Annotated in this window: 15 protein-coding genes and 2 riboswitches; of the genes, 12 read left to right on the top strand and 3 right to left on the bottom strand. The window is 37.1% G+C overall.

Annotated elements, in window-relative coordinates; all coding sequences use genetic code 11:
- On the top strand, positions 1-387 hold a 387-nt coding region (locus BN1068_RS23845), incomplete at its 5' end, for a hypothetical protein (RefSeq protein ID WP_217697321.1).
- 172 nt (positions 388-559) lie between these two features.
- Here BN1068_RS23845 and BN1068_RS12890 read toward each other — a convergent pair.
- Complete coding sequence (locus BN1068_RS12890) at positions 560-655, bottom strand: YjcZ family sporulation protein (RefSeq protein ID WP_077603261.1); 96 nt, start codon at positions 653-655, stop codon at positions 560-562.
- Positions 656-792: 137 nt separating this feature from the next.
- Here BN1068_RS12890 and dacB point away from each other — a divergent pair, with 137 nt between their 5' ends.
- Together dacB and spx are read left to right on the top strand one after the other, a co-directional pair.
- Complete coding sequence (dacB, locus tag BN1068_RS12885) at positions 793-2,157, top strand: D-alanyl-D-alanine carboxypeptidase/D-alanyl-D-alanine endopeptidase (protein ID WP_077603260.1); 1,365 nt, start codon at positions 793-795, stop codon at positions 2,155-2,157.
- Positions 2,158-2,400: 243 nt separating this feature from the next.
- Positions 2,401-2,808, top strand: a complete 408-nt coding sequence (gene spx, locus BN1068_RS12880; RefSeq protein ID WP_077603259.1) for a transcriptional regulator Spx — start codon at positions 2,401-2,403, stop codon at positions 2,806-2,808.
- Positions 2,809-3,062: 254 nt separating this feature from the next.
- On the opposite strand, the gene BN1068_RS12875 is transcribed toward spx, so the two are convergent.
- The gene (locus BN1068_RS12875) at positions 3,063-4,169 is read right to left on the bottom strand and encodes a methionine biosynthesis PLP-dependent protein (protein WP_077603258.1); all 1,107 of its coding nucleotides are present in this window, start codon (positions 4,167-4,169) and stop codon (positions 3,063-3,065) included.
- A 77-nt stretch (positions 4,170-4,246) separates the two neighbouring features.
- Positions 4,247-4,351, bottom strand: a riboswitch (SAM riboswitch).
- A 320-nt stretch (positions 4,352-4,671) separates the two neighbouring features.
- Between BN1068_RS12875 and BN1068_RS12870 the strand changes: the two genes are divergently transcribed.
- From BN1068_RS12870 to BN1068_RS12860, 3 genes are all read left to right on the top strand, one after another.
- Positions 4,672-5,553 carry a hypothetical protein gene (locus BN1068_RS12870; protein WP_077603257.1) on the top strand — a complete coding sequence of 294 codons (882 nt, stop codon included), beginning with the start codon at positions 4,672-4,674 and terminating at the stop codon, positions 5,551-5,553.
- A gap of 209 nt (positions 5,554-5,762) precedes the next feature.
- A complete protein-coding gene (locus tag BN1068_RS12865) occupies positions 5,763-6,971 on the top strand; it encodes an NAD(P)/FAD-dependent oxidoreductase (RefSeq protein WP_077603256.1) in 1,209 nt (402 codons plus the stop codon).
- Between the two features lie 573 nt (positions 6,972-7,544).
- Complete coding sequence (locus tag BN1068_RS12860) at positions 7,545-8,420, top strand: VanW family protein (protein WP_254846770.1); 876 nt, start codon at positions 7,545-7,547, stop codon at positions 8,418-8,420.
- Positions 8,421-8,477: 57 nt separating this feature from the next.
- Here BN1068_RS12860 and BN1068_RS12855 read toward each other — a convergent pair whose 3' ends face one another.
- On the bottom strand, positions 8,478-9,011 hold the full coding sequence (locus BN1068_RS12855) for a YceI family protein (protein ID WP_077603254.1): 534 nt from the start codon (positions 9,009-9,011) through the stop codon (positions 8,478-8,480).
- A 212-nt stretch (positions 9,012-9,223) separates the two neighbouring features.
- Here BN1068_RS12855 and BN1068_RS12850 point away from each other — a divergent pair, with 212 nt between their 5' ends.
- The 6 genes from BN1068_RS12850 (at position 9,224) to polA (ending at position 18,558) form a co-directional block, all read left to right on the top strand.
- Complete coding sequence (locus BN1068_RS12850; protein ID WP_077603253.1) at positions 9,224-9,448, top strand: phage holin; 225 nt, start codon at positions 9,224-9,226, stop codon at positions 9,446-9,448.
- A 114-nt stretch (positions 9,449-9,562) separates the two neighbouring features.
- Positions 9,563-11,356, top strand: coding sequence for a M3 family oligoendopeptidase (locus BN1068_RS12845; protein WP_077603252.1), 1,794 nt, complete (start codon positions 9,563-9,565; stop codon positions 11,354-11,356).
- Between the two features lie 62 nt (positions 11,357-11,418).
- Positions 11,419-11,523, top strand: a riboswitch (TPP riboswitch).
- Positions 11,524-11,705: 182 nt separating this feature from the next.
- Positions 11,706-12,272 (top strand): energy-coupled thiamine transporter ThiT, encoded by a 567-nt coding sequence (gene thiT / locus BN1068_RS12840; RefSeq protein ID WP_254846769.1) that lies wholly within the window; start codon positions 11,706-11,708, stop codon positions 12,270-12,272.
- 1,154 nt (positions 12,273-13,426) lie between these two features.
- A complete protein-coding gene (locus BN1068_RS12835) occupies positions 13,427-14,119 on the top strand; it encodes a response regulator transcription factor (protein WP_077603250.1) in 693 nt (230 codons plus the stop codon).
- Positions 14,120-15,484: a two-component system histidine kinase PnpS gene (pnpS, locus tag BN1068_RS12830; RefSeq protein WP_077603249.1), complete on the top strand. Its 1,365-nt coding sequence runs from the start codon at positions 14,120-14,122 to the stop codon at positions 15,482-15,484.
- 437 nt (positions 15,485-15,921) lie between these two features.
- Entirely contained in the window at positions 15,922-18,558 is a 2,637-nt protein-coding gene (gene polA, locus BN1068_RS12825; protein WP_077603248.1) for a DNA polymerase I, read from the top strand.
- The last annotated feature ends 2 nt before the right edge of the window (positions 18,559-18,560 follow it).

The raw sequence follows: 18,560 nt of genomic DNA, 5'->3' as shown, positions 1-18,560 counted from the left end.
TTTTGTTCAAAGATAAGAAAGTATATAAAAATGCTGAAGTCAGCCGCTGCAGAAATACACTACGCTTTCCGTGGGCTTGAGCTCAGCCTCCTCGAAAAAAAGAAGAGCACTTTTTTTCTGCGGGGTCTTCCCACTGCGCATTCCCACAGGAGTCTCCGTGTATTTCTTCCGCTAAAATTAGCTTTATTTCTTTGTAAAAAAGTAAATAAAACTTATTTCTTCTTAGATGGGAGCGAAAGGAAGTCGACTCCTGCGGGAAAAGCAACAGGTGAAGACCCCGCAAGAAGTGATCTCCTTCTGAGGAGGCTGAGGCGTTGCCAGCGGAAAGCGACTTCCCGTAGCGGACATCTCCTTGGCAAGAACACCAGTATTTTAAAGACCAAGTGATTTTCTTGGTTTTTCTTATTTAAAAACAAACATAAAAATTGCTTGTAAAGAGTCTTTGCAGGATGTCTTTACAAGCGTTCATAATCACGATCTGTTTATACAAGCTAATTGTACGTAAAATAGCTAGTTAACCATAGGGAAGAGGAGGAAAAAATTACTTACTATGGAATTATTAGAATCCCCAATAAGAAGTACCTACAATAATTAATAAAATGAACAAGACTACCAGCAGCGCAAAACCTCCGCCAAATTCATTATAACTACTCATTTATTTACACCCCCTGTAAGGTTAATATATGAAATGCTTTTCTGTTTGAGAGGGTATTTGACTAGAAAAAAGGATTTTAACCTATGAATATCGAATTAATCTCAGATACACATATTCTGTAATTTGGGGTGAAATCAATGAAGAAGCTGGATGATTTTTTAATAGATAAATGTAAGAATGAAGGAAGCATTCTCGGGCTTAGTATCCGCTCCAGTACAAGTGGAACGAGCTTGTACAATTATTTTGCATCTACACGTCTTCAGCCGGCCTCCAATTTAAAAATACTGACAGCAGTTGCTGCTTTAAGAAAGCTGGGTCCAGATTATACATTTCAAACAGGCATTTATTATGATGGAGAAATAGATAATAAATGCTGTCATGGAAATATATATTTAGTTGGAAAAGGAGATCCAACCCTACAATTAAAGGACTATACGCAATTTGCAGCTTCTATAAAGCAACAAGGCATCAGGCGTATTTCAGGGGATTTTATTCTTGATGATAGCTGGTATGATGATGTTCGGTGGTCTGAAGATTTAATATGGAAGGATCAGCAATTTGCTTATGGATCAGAAGTGTCTGCATTAACGATTGCTCCAGACTCCGATTATGATACCAATGCGATTAAGCTCAGGATAGAGCCGGAAATAAATAATCAACCTCCTATTGTAGATATTTTCCCGCATGCGGAAGGAATTTCGATAACAAATGAAGCGATAACCACAGAGGAGGCTGACGAAGAAGAACTTATTGTAAAACGGATTAATGATGAAAATCATTTTTTTATATCCGGAAAAATAGGACTCAAAGAAGGAAAGCAAGAAGTATATATGGCCATCAAAGATATTGAAAATTATATTGCAAAAACAATCCGGCATATTTTTAAAAGCACGGGGATTGTTTTGGAAGGTCAAATAAAAAGGGGAAAGAAAAACACAGATGCAGCATGTATTTACAGACAGTATTCCTTGCCATTATCCAGCATTTTAATTCCATTTATGAAGCTGAGCAATAACGGGATAGGTGAGATGCTTACAAAAGAATTAGGACGTATGATGTACGATGACGGTTCATGGGAATCTGGCATAGCAGCAGTTAAAGAAAATTTAGCTCCGTATCGTATAAATCTGGATGCTGTCCAATTAAAGGATGGTTCTGGAATTTCAGCTGCTAACTTTATTCCAGCTGAAGAATTAACACAGTTACTTTTTGAAATACAGAAGGAAAACTGGTTCCCTAAATTTTTAAAGAGTTTACCGGTAGCAGGAGAAGAAGATAAAATGGCCGGCGGTACATTACGAAAGCGGATGAAAGGCTTAGATGTTCAGGCAAAAACAGGTACAATTGAAGGAACCAGCACACTTTCAGGTTATTTAACGAACGTGAATGAAGAGCGGCTTATTTTTTCAATATTGTTTAATCATTTATTAGATGAAGATAAAGGAAAAGAACTGGAGGATGAATTAATCGCTTTATTGACTGGAATAGAAAGTTGGGTTTAAGATAAAAGTATTGATAAACCAGGCTTTTGGACAAATATACTGCTTTGAAATTTGGATATTTTATATAAATTAAGCTTCATTTTATGTTTTTTTCATGGCCTTACCATAGTTTTACCACATTTCCATGCTAAAGTTGTATCTAAGATAGATTAATGAAATGAAAAAAGCTAAAAATAGTTGTCATTTCAAATATTATCACTTTGACTCTTGTAATGAATATGTCAAATAATAAGGAGAATGGATATGACAGTGCATATTTACGGAGTATCTTGCTCATCTACAAGAAAAGCGAGACAGTGGTTTCGCAAACATGGGATTGCATATAAGGAACGTAATATTTTACACCAACCATTGACTATTGAGGAATTGAAAAATATTTTACAAATGACGGTAGAAGGTACGGATGAAATTCTTTCTACCCGTTCTAAAATTTTCAAAGAACTAAATTTAAATGTAGAGGAGCTTCCTTTACAAACCTTACTAAAATTAATTCATAAGTATCCAAGACTGCTGAAAAGTCCGATTCTGGTTGATGAAAAAAGATTCCAGGTCGGTTATCACGAGGAGGATATTCGTCAATTTTTACCTAGGAAAACACGTCAGCTTCAATGGTTACAATGGAAGGTAGATTTAGGTTTGATGAAAGGTTAAATAAACCTTAAATTAACCTTAAATATTGGAACATACTATGGAATAGCGTATGTTTAAAAACTTTTAACAAAAAATGAAAAAGAATAGGTTTTCTTCATAAAGAAAAATACGGGGCAGCCTCAACATGAGGCCGCCCCGTATTTTTGTAACTCTTATATCACAATGTCACACTCTTTGCCGGTGCGGATAATGAAAGCATCAGCCCGATTTCCCGGGAGAAGAGGAAGGGCTTTTTTTTGAGTAAAGTTTTATTTTTATTTTTCTCCGCCACCCTGCAATGCTTGTTCAATATCTGCTATTAAATCCCCGGCATCTTCAATTCCCACCGAAAAACGAAGAAGATCATTACCAATTCCCCGTTTATTTCTTTCTTCTTCGGGCATGTCAGCATGTGTTTGCGTTGTAGGATAGGTAATAAAGCTTTCTACCCCGCCCAGACTTTCCGCAAATACAATTAAGTTTAGATTAGCTAAAAAAGACCTTACCTGAATGGAATCTGCTAAACAAAAAGAGAGCATACCGCCTTTATTAGGATAATAAACCTGACGGATTGCCGGATGCTTTTGTAAATAATCCGCAATTTGCTTTGCATTTTCCTCATGACGCTGCATGCGAAGTGCAAGTGTTTTTAATCCTCTGATAAGAAGCCAGCAATCTGATGCGGATAATGTTGCGCCGGAAGCGTTATGCATTTCAAAGATTTTTTCAGAGAGAGCCGGGCTTTTGGTAACCACGATACCTGCCAGTACATCGTTATGACCGCCGATATACTTCGTTGCACTATGAACAACAACATCAGCACCAAGGGTAATAGGCTGCTGCAGATAAGGGGTTAAAAATGTATTATCGACGATTAGCAGCAAATTATGTTTTTTTGCCAGCTTCGAAAATTTTTCAATATCTGCTTCTTGCAGTAAAGGGTTTGTCGGTGTCTCTAAAAAGATTGCTTTCGTATTTTCGTTAATACATCGTTCCGTTTCCAAGATATCCTGACACGCATCATAGGTTACAGAAATATTATATGCTTTTTCAAAATGGTCAAAAATTCGATAAGTACCGCCATAAATATCTTTTGTTGCAATAAGATGATCGCCGTGACGAAATAGGGAGGAGAGGATTAATTGAATAGCGGCCATGCCTGAACTGCAGGCAAAAGCAGCGTCCCCTTCTTCCAATTTTGCAAATCCTTCCTCTAATACAGACCTGGTTGGATTTTTTGTGCGGGTATAATCATAGCCGGTGGAATGTCCGATTCCTTGATGTTGATATGCTGTTGACATGTAAATAGGTGGATTTATTGCTCCTGTACGTTCATCTGTTTTGTTGCCTAGCTGTACTAACGCAGTTTCTAATTTTTTCATCTTTCATTCAGCCTCCTTGAAATAAAAAAACCTTCTTATTTTAGGAATAAGAAGGGTATAACATTCGTATCATACGCTTCTTATCTTTAAAGGGACAGACCCTCCTGGAATTAGCACCTTGCTGTGACAAGCTGGTTGCTGAGACATCATCGGGCCAGTCCCTCCGTCTCTCTGGATAAGAATTAAAATTATATTCATTTATAATTACGTTTACTGTACAAGAGCCAGGAAAAAAAATCAAGTTTTATTTTGAATAATGTTCAAAAGCAGAGTTCAGTCATACCAGGCATTTGCTCTATGGGATAACGAGTGACAGAGAAGCAGTATTCGAAAAAAAGCGAAAAGTATTTGAAAAGGCGTCATAGGAAGATTACAATAGTAGTGATAGTATTTTTTGAACAATGATTTATAAATTAGACATCTATGAAAGATTATGAAGGTCTGAAATAAAAAGGGTGAAAAATGAATTAGCAGGAAAAAAATATATAAAGGAAGAAGATATATGCGTAAAAAAAAGCTATTATGGGTTAATATTTGTATGTTAGCAGGATGTATCATTATTGTAGGTATAGGGATTTATAATGGGAATCGCTCCACGCAATACCAAATGGAGCTGAATACCGGGGTCGGAGAAGCTGCAAATGGACAAACTGATGAGAGTGTAGAGCTTTTCACAAATTCCTGGGAGAATAAATTGTTATCAAATAATCAGCAAATTTATCAGACCGTCGATTTAAATTATCATGATAACTCTCAGGAAAACGAAGCAGCAGTGCAGAAAGATGCGCATACTGTTCAAGAACCTGAAATGAAAGATAAGGGGAATAAAAAGCAGGAAACTGAAAGGGAAAGTAAAACCTATTCAGCTTCTGGGGAAGAGTCGTCTACTCAGATAACAAAATATGAAAGCAATCAGGCACAGACTGAAGAAAATGAACAAAGTAATAATTATTCAAGTAAAAGATATACCGCCGGTGATGAGAAGAAGATTACAAATGAAAATTCAGAAACAGATCGTTATCAAAGCTCCAAAGCGACTGGCGGCAAGACACAATCTGAAAAAAATAATTCGTCTTCCGGATCAACTGATTCTGATTCTGATCCTGCAAAAGAGGACACAGAGGAAACCGGAAAAGAAAATAAAAATCCGCCGGATAATAAAGAAGATAATGTAGATAATGGTGGTAAAGAAGAGGAAGGCACAGGTGAAAGTGAGCAGGGGAATAGTGATGACCCTGACCAGGTTGAAGAGGACAATGAAGATGGGGACCAAGCCGACGATGGTGAGAAAAAGGAAGATGATGATCATGATCAGGAGCCGGAAAAAGATAAAAACCCTAAGGATAATGACAATAAGAACGTAGCCGCAGCTTACTCTGAGTAAATAATTATATACTGTCTCTTCTTAAAACTTGAATGTAATCGAAAATAAAAAAAGGCAAAAAAGAGATTTTTTTAAGAAATTACAACGAATATTAGCCTATTTCAACAAAATTTGATATTATATTAATTGCAGTGACTATTTATTATAGGATAGTTCGTTATTAAATTACACTTTATTTATGGAAGTATAGAAAGGATGGAAGATGAATTATGAGTAAACCAAAAGTAGTTGTGCTTGGTGCAGGCTATGCCGGATTAGTTGCAACAAGACGTTTAACTCAACAGCTTTCTGCTGAAGAAGCTGAGATTGTTTTAATTAACAAACATAATTATCATTATGAAAGTACATGGTTACATGAGGTTGCAGCTGGTACGATCACCCCGAATCAGGCTCGTTTTATGTTAACAGATGTTGTTAATCCTAAACGTGTTCGTTTAATCTATGATACCGTTACAGAAGTGAAGCGTGAAGACAAACGTGTTGTATTGGAAAATAGTGAAGTTGCTTATGATTATCTTGTATTTGCACTTGGATTTGTATCCAATTCATTTGGAATTCCGGGTATGGAAGATAATGCTTATGCAATCACAGATATTGATTCAAGCCGCTTGATTGCTGAGCATATTGAGTATCAATTCGCGCAGTATTCTTCAAGCGAGGAAAAACGGGATGAGCAGCTTACAATTGTTGTTGGCGGCGGCGGTTTTACTGGTATTGAGTTTGTTGGTGAACTTGCGGACAAAGTACCTGAGCTATGCAAAAAATATGATATCGACCGCAGTAAAGCAAGAATTATTAATGTAGAAGCAATGCCATCTATTTTGCCTATGTTTGACGAAGACTTAGTTGCTTACGGAAAGCAATCTTTAGAAAACCGTGGTGTTGAATTCCGTATTGGTACTGCAATCAAAGAATGTACAGAAGATGGATTTGTTGTCGGTGAAGATAACGAATTAATTAAAGCTGGTACCATTGTTTGGACGGGTGGAGTAATGGGTAACCCGGTATTGGCTGAATCAGGTTTTGAATTATTCAAAGGAAAAGTAAATGTTGGATTAGATCTTCGTCCAGAAGGTGAAGAAAATGTCTTTATCCTTGGAGATTGCTCTTGGACAATGGATCCAGAAAGTGGCAGACCATTCCCTCCAACTGGTCAGTTAGCTGTTCAAGAAGGAGCAAAAGCAGCTGACAACATTGTTGCCTTGATCCGCGATGAAGTCCTTACTGATTTTGTTTTCTCTAATAAAGGTACAGTTGCTTCTCTTGGTTTATCTGATGGTATCGGAAACGTGCTTGATGGTAAAAAATTAAGCGGAAAAGCAGCAGCAGCAATGAAAAAAGTTGTTGATGACCGTTCTCTATTCTTAGTCGGTGGTGCGAAAACATTACTTAAAAAAGGGAAATTCCGTCCATTCTAAATTATTAGGATGACAGGCTAACCGTTAAATTTGATAAAATACTCCACAGGAGGTAAGAAATATGAAGAATGTATTTTGCTATGTGTTGCTTGCTTTGACAGCATTGGTAGGTTATCGTGTTGCAAGTGAATATTTAGAAGATAATAGGGACTTTAGATAAGTTTGAAAAAATTGTCAGGAATCTTTCCTGACAATTTTTTTGTGTCTACAAAATTATAGAATTATTGCCTTGTGGATAACTATTTATAGAATAACCGCCGCATCCAGCTCCGAGCGCCAAACTTTAGAGATTTCACGTCGCGCCCTACGATAAGTCAACATCGGTTTAAAGTAAAGGAAGGCCGACTAAAAGCAGGCTGAAGCCTAACGTCGGCATACCCCTAAAGGGGCTTGTTTCCTTTATCTCAGTTGCGCCGCTCCAATCTCTACGTTTTTAAGCAGGCGCTCTGCGCTTTTGTTCTGTTTTTTAGGAAATCTAGTGCCTGTTTCTTTAACGAAACAATACTTCCAGCTTTATTCACTGTATAGAAATAAAACATCCCAAACATAATAATACTAAAGGGGTGTGTTATGATGCGAATGGTTGTACTGCTATTGATATTTTTATTTCTTTTTTTTCCTCATATATCACATGCTTCAGTCATGGAGCTTTATGATGAACAGAAGGATTCCTGGCTTATTGATTTAAAACCCTATATATTTGAAATGGATGAGGCATTATTAAATTGGAATGATATTGAGGATTTAACAAAATATATGCAAAAACAGGTTTATCAAAAACCGAAAAACGCTTATATTGCTAAAAATGGGGAGATTGTAAAGGAAAAGCCAGGATTAGCGCTGGATGTAAATGAGTTTCATACACTGATTAATGAATTTTACTATAGCGGAGCAGATAACAAGCGTTTACATGTACCGAAGCAAAAAATCCCGGCACGAGTCAATGAAGAACTTTTAAAAGAGATTACAGAGAAAGAGTTAAATCGCTTTACGACCAGATTCAGAAAAGGAAATATAGAAAGAACGCGTAATATTGAGCTTGCTGCAGACGCAATTAATAATACAGTTATTTTCCCGGGGGAGCATTTTTCTTTTAATGAAATTGTCGGGGAGAGAACAAAGGAAAGAGGTTATCTGCCAGCTCCTGTTATTGTAAAAGGAGAGTTTAGTGAAGATATTGGCGGAGGGATTTGTCAGGTATCATCGACATTATTCAATGCAGTAGATCTTCAAGGAATTGAAATCACAGAACGCTATGCACACAGCAGAGAGGTTCCATATGTTCCAAAGGGAAGAGATGCGACTGTAAGCTGGTGGGGGCCGGATTTTGCATTCCGGAATAAATTTAATCAACCTGTGCTTATTCAAGCGAGAGCTATAGGAGGAGAGATGACGGTAGCTGTATATACAAGCAACGATGCCACTCTTTTCCAAGCAAAAAGACCCTGATTTTACTGTTGAGAAAAAATCAGGGTCTTCCTATTTATCAGTTAAAGCTATTTCGCGTTATTCCGCTTTTTGCAATTCTAATTCGAAGTTAATTTTTACATCTTCCCCAACAAGAACACCGCCGGTTTCAAGGGAAGCATTCCAGGTTAAACCAAATTCTTTACGGTTAATACTTGTAGAACCGCTGAATCCTGCAACAATGCCGCCGCCCATCGGATCTTTACTTTGACCTTCAAATGTTACATTAAAAATAGCGGGTTTTGTTGTTCCTTTCACTGTTAAATCACCAGCAACTTCATAGTCATCACCGGATTTTTTAATATCTTTTGCAGTAAAAGTGATATTAGGGTAGTTCTCTGCATCAAAGAAATCTGCAGAACGAAGATGGTTATCGCGATCGTTATTACGAGTATTGATGCTTGCTACATCAATGGTTACTTCGATATCAGCATCTGTTAAATCCTCTGCATCCGCATTGATTTTTGCGTCAAAATTATCAAAAGTACCCTTTGCTTTTGAAATCATCATATGTTTTACAGAAAAGCCTACTTCACTATGCGCTTTGTCTACTGTCCAATTAATTTTTGCCATTATTAAATCCTCCTAAAAAAAGTTACTTACTTTATGTTACTTAGTGTAAAATAATAAATTAAGAAAGTCAAGTATCTTTAATTAAAAATATTTTAAATACGTATATACGATACCCAAATACATATAGAATTAAACTTCTAAAGGTTTATGCCGTTTCCAAATACCTGTTTTTTTAATAATAATATATAAGGGTTGTAAAGGAGGGGCAAAAAGTGGACAAAGGTACTATGATTAGTATAATAGCTGTGATTATCGCTGCAACAAACCAAGTTTTTGTGCTATTAGGTAAGTCACCAATGCTTATCGATAGTACCCTTATAGAACAAATATTATCTGCCATATTTACGGTCATCACTGTTCTCATTGCTTGGTTGAGGCGGAAGAAAGTATATATGGCGAAACCGAAAAAGAAAAAGAATAAGAAAAAAAAGAAATAATAGAGGTAATGCCTGTAAAAAATATTTTCTTTACAGGCTCTTTTTAATGCTTCCTTTTATAAATTTCGGTATACTAAATATTAGATAATAGAATAAAAAAAGGGAGAGATGTTAATGGGGCAAAAATTACAGCCAACATGGGATTTAGATGTTATTTTTCCAGGACAAAGTAACTCGGAGGAATTTCGCCAATTTGTGGATGAAGTTAAAAGGGATATTGCGGAATTAACCAAAGAAGTTAATCACTTGGATGCTAATGGGGGAACGGAAGCCTGGGAGATAATTTTAGAAAAATTAGAGGTTCTAACAAAGAGATCACGTGAAATGGGTGCGTATATCAGTTGTTTAAGTGCGCAGGATGTAACAGATAAGCAGGCTGCTTTATATGTTGCTGAAGCAGCTCAGATACAAGCTTCTAGCAGTGCCATGACAAAAATAGTTGATCAGAAGCTTGGCGCAATAACAGAGGAAAACTGGAATATATTATTAGAGCAGGAAGCGATAAAGCCTCTGCAGTTTATATTGACGGAAAGAAGAGAGCGTGCACGCGAACAATTATCTAAAAATGAAGAAATTTTAATCGGTGATTTAGCTGTCGATGGATATCATGCGTGGAATCAGATGTATGGAACCATTGTCGGCAATATGAAAATCGATATTGCAGAAGATGGAGAGACACAAAGTTATTCTGTCGGACAGGCTTCTAATAAATTATCAACGCCAGACCGTGAACAGAGGGAATATGTATACAGACAAATAAGCAAAGCCTGGAAAGATCATGAAGACTTATTTGGACAAACTTTAAATCATTTGGCCGGTTTCCGTCTGCAAAAATATAAGCATTATGAGTGGGATAATGTTTTAAAAGAGCCGTTAGAAAAGAACCGGATGAAGGAAGAAACATTAAACGCTATGTGGGGAGCAATCGAAAAGCATAAGCCTTTATTTGTAGAATACTTAAATCAAAAAGCGTCTCTATTAAATTTGGATCAATTAAGCATTTTTGATGTGAACGCTCCGATTCAATCAAAAGTAGAGAAGAAGAGCTATGATGAAGGAGCTGCCTTTATTGTTGAGCAATTCCGGGGCTTTAGTCCACAAATGGCAGATTTTGCACAAATGGCATTTGAAAAACGCTGGATTGAAGCAGAAGACCGGGCAGGAAAACGGCCGGGCGGATTCTGTACAAGCTTTCCTGCCAGCGAACAGACGCGTATCTTTATGACCTATTCAGGAACTCCTTCTAATATAGCTACATTGGCTCATGAGCTGGGACATGGCTATCATCAGTATGTGATGAACGATGTGAACGGCTTAAATCAAGGCTATGCAATGAATGTAGCAGAAACTGCTTCGACCTTTGCTGAAATGATTGTGGCTGATGCATCTGTGAAAATGGCTAAAACAGATGAAGAAAAACTGACATTGCTGGAGGATAAAGTATCGCGCAGTATTGCCTTCTTTATGAATATCCATGCACGGTTCTTATTTGAAAAGCAATTCTATGAAGAGCGTAAAAAAGGGATGGTAGGCACAGACAGATTAAATGAGCTTATGGTAGAAGCACAAAAAGAAGCCTATTGTGATAATCTGTCGGAATATGATCCGCATTTCTGGGCCTCTAAACTGCATTTTCATATTACCGGCGTTCCATTCTATAATTTCCCTTATACTTTTGGTTACTTATTCAGTCAGGGAATTTATGCATATGCACAGGATTATGAGGGTGACTTTGAAGAAAAATATACTGCTTTATTAAGAGATACAGGCCGGTTGACAGTGGAAGAGCTTGCTGAGAAGCATCTGCAGGTTGACTTAACCAAACCTGATTTCTGGGAAAATGCAATAGAAATCTGTGAACAGGATGTCCAGGCATTTTTAGAATTGTCCAGGAAACTTCAAAAGTAATAAGCTATTGCGATTTACCGTAAAGTGATTTATACTGAACTTATACAAAAAAGTGAATAAAAAAAGCCTGCAAGGGGAGCCATTGGCTGAGAGTGAACACGATTTGTGTTCTGACCCTTTGAACCTGTCAGTTAGCGCTGGCGTAGGGATTGTGGACTTTTTGATGGATATAAAAGTAATGTGTGAGCGGAGTTTTAGATGTTCTATAGAGATGTACTCTCTTTTAAGAATGTCGCCATCAAGAAGACTCCCTTGGCATTACTTTTTTGTTGTGTAAAAAAGACTGTTGAAGCTACGGAGAAACCAAAATCTATATTGTCATAGCTTCATGTATTTGGGGGAAAAGGAATTGAAAAATAAAACACTTTTTTTAGTAGAGGTAGCAATATTTACTGCGCTGGCATTATTACTGGATATTTTACCGATAGGATTTAAGCTTTGGCCACAGGGTGGATCTGTTTCTTTTGCTATGATTCCTATTTTTATTGTTGCTTTCCGCTGGGGGCTTAAAGGCGGTCTTTTATCAGGGTTTCTTTGGGGTGTATTACAGGTTGCAACAGGGACAGCTTTCATTATGCATCCAGTACAGGGGATTATTGAGTATGGACTGGCATTTACTGTTGTCGGCCTGGCAGGAATAGTCTCTAAACAGGTGATGGAAAGTATAAAAGGTAAGCAGATGAAGAAAGCTTTTTCCTATATTTTAATTGGAATATTTTTGGGGTCTGCAGCGCGTTTTGTTTGTCATTATATTGCAGGAATGGTTTTCTTCGGATCTGCAGTAGAAGGGCAGCCGGCCTGGCTCTATTCGTTAATTTATAATTCATCGTATATGATTCCATCTTTTATACTGAGTCTGATTGTTGTATTTCTTTTGTTTTACAAACAGCCGAGAACATTAACAGGGAAAATTTAAAATAAAAGAGAAAAGCAGCCACGAATTAATTTTGAACAAGTTATACTTTGGAAAACTCCCTCACACAAAAAACCTGCAGCACTTATATCGCTTCAGGTTTTTTTCTATAAAGAATAACAGAACTATATTTAAATAATTTAACTTTCGCACTTGAGAATAAGCATCTATACCTTACTATTCTAAGAGGAGCATGTTCTATATTATCCTTCTTGCATGTTGTTAAATCATCTTTTTATTGAAATGGAGATTGTGTATAGCTCCGCTCCGACCAACCACTCCGCTTTCCATGGGGACGGCTTCAGCTAACTTGAAAAGAAACCCGCTTTTCAAGTGGATCTTCAGCTCGCCCTGTCCCATAGGAGTCTACGTGGCTGGTCTGCGCTCAGTTAGGCCTCTGCAGCGAATGAAAGGAATCATATCCAGATGGAGTTGAATGAAATAATTGCTTTTTGCTTGATGAAAAGATCATTTTAGTGTTTTAAATGGTTGATTTGGCAATTGAAACTATGACGCACCACACAGCATGAATAATAAATATCGGGAATAGCTTTTATGAACAGAAAGTAATCGCGATGGGGCACTTTTATATGCACCACGAAAAATATGTTCTTTACTATCTAATTTCTATTGGCTCCGTTGTATTAAAAGGTATAGAATTCCCTTCTAGCGGAGGCGGACCGTTTTGACTCCTGAGGGATTAGCATCATCTGAAGATCCACTTTTGCCAAGTGCTCTTCTTGGCAAAAGTTAGCTGAAGAGCATGCCCCTAGGAAAGCAAAACGGTCCGCCGCAGCGGTGAGCCTCACATATTACCTTCTTTCTAGCTAGAGTTTTTGCTCTGTCAAGAGATAGATGGAAGGAACGATCAACACCTGTCTCTATGATAAGTAAATTATTTTTTTGTGAAAGTTGACTGAATAAGTAATCTATTCTAAATTTTGACGATTAATGCGTTCCAAGGTTTTGTTAAGTTTTATTAACATTTACTTATGTAATAGGCTATGTTCGTGAATAATGGTAGAATAAAGAAAATAAAAGAAATGATTACATGAAAAGAAGAAGTAATCATATTCCTGTTCAGCAGGAGAAAAATGCTTTGGGATGAAAATTTCATCAATGGAAGCATATATATGAATCAGGGGGGATTTTTCTAAATGGGAAAACAAATTCTAATTGTGGATGATGAGCAGTCGATTGTTACTTTATTAAAATATAACATTGAAAATGCCGGATTTACTACAGATGTAGCATACGATGGAGAAGAAGCTTATCAAAAAGCTGCTGCTGACAGCTATGAATTAATTATTTTAGATTTAATGCTCCCAAAACTGGATGGAATGGAAGTATGCCGGAAATTAAGAAAAGAAGATATTGATACACCCATCTTAATGCTTACAGCAAAAGATGAGGAAATTGATAAAATTCTTGGGCTGGAGCTTGGAGCGGACGATTATTTGACAAAACCGTTCAGTCCGAAAGAAGTGGTTGCCCGTGTCAAAGCAATTATCAGAAGAACACAGCGCCCGCTGGAAAACAATTTTCAAGCCATCAAAATAAAGGATTTAATTATTTATCCAGAGCGCTATGAAGCAGAAATGGATGGAGAATTAATTACTTTTACCAGAAAAGAGTTTGAACTGCTGTACTATCTGGCTAAACATAAAGGAAAGGTTATTTCCAGAGATCAATTGCTCAGCAGTGTATGGGATTATGATTTTGTTGGTGATACAAGAATTGTAGATGTACATGTGAGTCATCTGCGGGATAAAATTGAACCAAATTCAAAAAAGCCTGTTTATATTAAAACAGTCCGTGGATTAGGTTATAAACTAGAGGAGCCGGTTTAAATGAAGATTTTATTTTCTAAAGCCCTGTTCCCCAATATACTTGGTATCACAATTGTCCTGATATTATCTGGATGGTTAATGGTACAAGCTGAAGGAAACTGGGTATTTATTATTGCCATTATTTTAGTTGAATTTTTAGTGATTTCTATTATATTCATGCAGTTCTATAATAAATATACGAGGCCACTGAAAAAAGCTTCAAAAACTGTAAATGAAATGATCAAGGGAAATTACTCTGCCCGTTTCTATAATGGAAATAGTGAAGAAATGGAGCAATTAAGTAAAAATATTAATAAATTAGCCCGAAATATGAATGAGATTACCATTCAGGAGCAAATGCATGCAGAGCAGCTCACTTCTATTATTGATAATATGAAAAACGGTCTTGCTCTTATTGATGAGAAAGGATATGTTCATCTGGTGAATCGCGGATTCCTGGAGATGTTTCATGGAAAGGAGAAACAATATCGCGGCCATTTATATTATGATGTATTTGAAAATGAGGCGATGCACGATGTTATTCAAAAAACATTTCTATATGAAAAGCCGGTCAAACAGCAGTTTAAAAATAAACGTGGGCTGACTAAAAATTACATGGAGGTAATTGCCGCACCTATTTTTAATGAGCATAATATGATTAAAGGCGCAGTATTGGTTATTTATGATATTACAGAATTAAAGCGGCTGGAAAAGATGCGTAAGGATTTTGTAGCGAATGTTTCTCATGAGCTGCGAACACCAATTACTTCTATTCGAGGCTTTGCAGAAACATTAAAAGACGCCCAGCATGATGAAAAAGCAGCAGAGGAATTTATTGAGATTATTTACAAAGAAAGTCATCGGTTACAGCTGCTTATTGAAGATTTATTAGAATTATCCCGTCTAGAAAGAGAAGGTTTTCAACTGGAAAAAGAAGATTTCCATGTCAAACAGATGATTGATGCAGTTCTGCCATCATTAGAACAAAAAGCAAAGAAAAAAGAACTGAATTTTACAATGTCCATTTCCTCAGACGTAAGCATTCATGCAGATGCCGAGAAATTAAAGCAGGTTATTATAAATCTCGTGGATAATGCGATTAACTATACACCATCTGGAGGAAATGTGAATCTGAAAGTATCTGAGGATGAACATCGTGTTCATTTTTCAGTGGAGGATACAGGGATTGGTATGGAGCAAAAGGTACTTCAAAGGGTATTTGAGCGGTTTTATCGTGTAGATAAAGATCGAAGCAGGAATACAGGCGGCACCGGTTTAGGTTTAGCCATTGTAAAGCATATTGTAGAAGTCCATCAGGGAGAAATTGTTGTAGACAGTGAAGTAAATAAAGGTACGACCATTCATGTATATATCCCGAAAGACTAGGTCATCGCTATAGCCATAGCGATGGCTTTTCTTGCTGTCTAGAAAATTATAGAATTATTGCCTTGTGGATAACTATTTATAGAAAAACAGCCACATCCAGCTCCGAGCGCCAAAAACTAGGAGATTTCACGTGAGCGCCCTACGATAAGTCAACATCGGTTTAAAGTAAAGGAAGGCCGACTAAAAACAGGCTGAAGCCTAACGTCGGCATACCCCTAAAGGGGCATGTTTCCTTTATCTCAGTTGCACCGCTCCAATCTCTACGTTTTTAAGCAGGCGCTCTGCGCTTTTGTTCTTAAACAAGCACTTATATCTAATTGTTATGAAGCAACTTCATAAAGGTTATCCTGTTTACTAAGCAAATGTGGATATTATGCAGTTCTCTGCAAACATGATAAAATGATAGTACTCAGATGATAGATAAAGGAGACGGGATTATGACCAAAAAGTTAATTTTAATTGACGGTAACAGTATTATTTATCGTGCTTTTTTTGCGTTGCCGCTGTTAAATAATGAAAAAGGTGTCTACACCAACGCGGTTTATGGCTTTACAACGATGCTGCTCAGAATTTTAGAGGAAGAAAAGCCGACACATATGCTTGTTGCCTTTGATGCAGGGAAAACAACCTTCCGCCATCAAACCTATAAAGAATATAAAGGCGGACGTCAAAAAACGCCCCCAGAGCTTTCGGAACAATTTCCGGTCTTAAAAGAACTGCTTGACGCCTTTGATATTAAACATTATCAGCTGGAGCAATACGAGGCAGATGATATTATTGGAACATTATCGAAGCAGGCAGATAATCAGGATTGGGAAGTGACTGTTATTTCTGGAGATAAGGATTTACTCCAGCTTGTATCGGATCATGTTACGGTCAGTGTCACTAAAAAAGGAATCAGTGAGATTGAAAAGTATACACCAGCGTATCTTCTAGAGAAAATGCAGGTAACTCCTGAACAGATTACAGATTTAAAAGGCTTAATGGGAGACAGCTCAGATAATATTCCGGGTGTTCCGGGTGTAGGTGAAAAAACAGCAACAAAGCTGTTAACACAATTTAATAGCTTGGAAAAGGTGTATGAGCACCTGGATGAAGTGAAAGGTAAAAAGTTAAAGGAAAATTTAACAACATATCATGATGATGCAGTGATGAGTAAAGATTTAGCAACGATAAACAGAGATTCTCCAGTCACGATTGATCTGGAAGATGTCATTTATGAAGGTTATTCAACAGGATCTGTCCGGAATATTTTTATGGATTTAGGATTCCAATCATTATTAACACGACTTTCTGGTTCTGAAGAAACGGAAGAAGAGGCCGTGGAACATAAAGAAATTAAATACGATATTGTGAACGAAGTAACGGAAGAAATCTTCTCTAATGAAGATGTAATTGTTGTAGAAATGTTAGGTGAAAATTATCATACAGCACCGGTTGAAGGAATCGGGGTTGTAAATGAAAATAAAAAAAGCTTTATTCCTACCTCTGTTGCAATGAAATCTTCTGTTTTTAAAAATTGGGCAGAAGATCCTGCGAAAAAGAAAATTGTATTTGATGCTAAACGGACAAAGGTTGCTTTACTGCGTAATGATATTCAAATCGAAGGAATTATATTTGATGCCCTGCTCGCATCCTATTTAATCAATCCAGCTGAAAATAATCATGATATTCCTGCTATTGCCAGCAGAAAAGGAAATTATGATTTATCCTTTGATGAAGAGATTTATGGTAAAGGCGCTAAACAAAAAGTACCGGAAGAAGCAATACTTAGCGAACACGTTGTTCGAAAAACCAATGCCCTGCTTGAATTATATCCGGAAATGGAAAAAGAACTAGAGGAAAATGAACAGGCAAAACTATTAAAGGAATTAGAAATGCCGCTTGCTCTGATTCTTGCTGAAATGGAGCATCAGGGTGTTCTGGTAGATGTCGGTCGTCTGAAGGAGATGGGAGATGACTTAAAGGAAAGACTCAGCAATTTAGAAAAAGAAGTGTATGAATTAGCCGGCAAGGAATTCAATCTTAATTCACCGAAGCAGCTTGGTCCTGTATTATTTGAAGATTTGGGGCTTCCCGTGATCAAGAAAACAAAGACAGGCTATTCTACAGCAGCTGATGTACTGGAACAGCTTGCAGATCAGCATGAAATAATACCGAAATTACTTTTGTACCGTCAGTTGGGTAAGCTGCAATCAACCTATATTGAGGGCTTGCAAAAGGTAGTCCGTAAAGATACACATAAAATTCATACGCGCTTTAATCAGGCGTTAACGCAAACCGGCAGATTAAGCTCCGTAGATCCTAATCTGCAAAATATTCCTATTCGTTTAGAGGAAGGCAGAAAAATACGCCAGGCTTTTGTGCCGTCTCAAAAAGGGTGGAAAATGTTTGCTGCTGATTATTCTCAGATTGAATTACGGGTACTTGCTCATATAGCGGAGGACGAGAAATTGATTGCCGCCTTTAAAAATAATCTAGACATTCACACGCAGACAGCTATGGATGTATTTCATGTGGGCAAGGATGAGGTTACATCGAATATGCGCCGTCAAGCAAAAGCCGTTAACTTTGGGATTGTATATGGAATCAGTGATTATGGTTTATCCCAAAACCTAGGGATTACAAGAAAAGAAGCTAAACAATTTATTGAACGGTATTTTAACAGCTATCCAAGTGTAAAAGAATATATGGATGACATTGTTGTAGAAGCAAAACAAAAAGGATATGTATCCACACTCATGAATCGCCGTCGTTACTTACCTGATATTACTAGCCGGAATTTTAATGTGCGCAGTTTTGCGGAAAGAACAGCAATGAATACACCAATTCAGGGAAGTGCTGCGGATATTATAAAAAAAGCAATGATCGATTTAGACCATCGAATTAAACAAGAAAAACTGCAGGCCAAGCTTTTATTACAAGTTCATGATGAATTGATTTTAGAGGCGCCAGAGGATGAAATTGAAATCTTAAAGGAAATTGTTCCAGAAATGATGGAAAGAACTGTGGAGATTTCTGTACCATTGAAAGTGGATTATTCTTATGGTGAAAGCTGGTTTGACGCGAAATAAGG

It is taken from the genome of Oceanobacillus sojae (assembly GCF_900162665.1).
GTDB lineage: Bacteria > Bacillota > Bacilli > Bacillales > Amphibacillaceae > Oceanobacillus > Oceanobacillus sojae_A.
The sequence above is the reverse complement of the archived record's forward strand: the minus strand, read 5'-3'. Positions and strand labels throughout refer to the sequence as shown.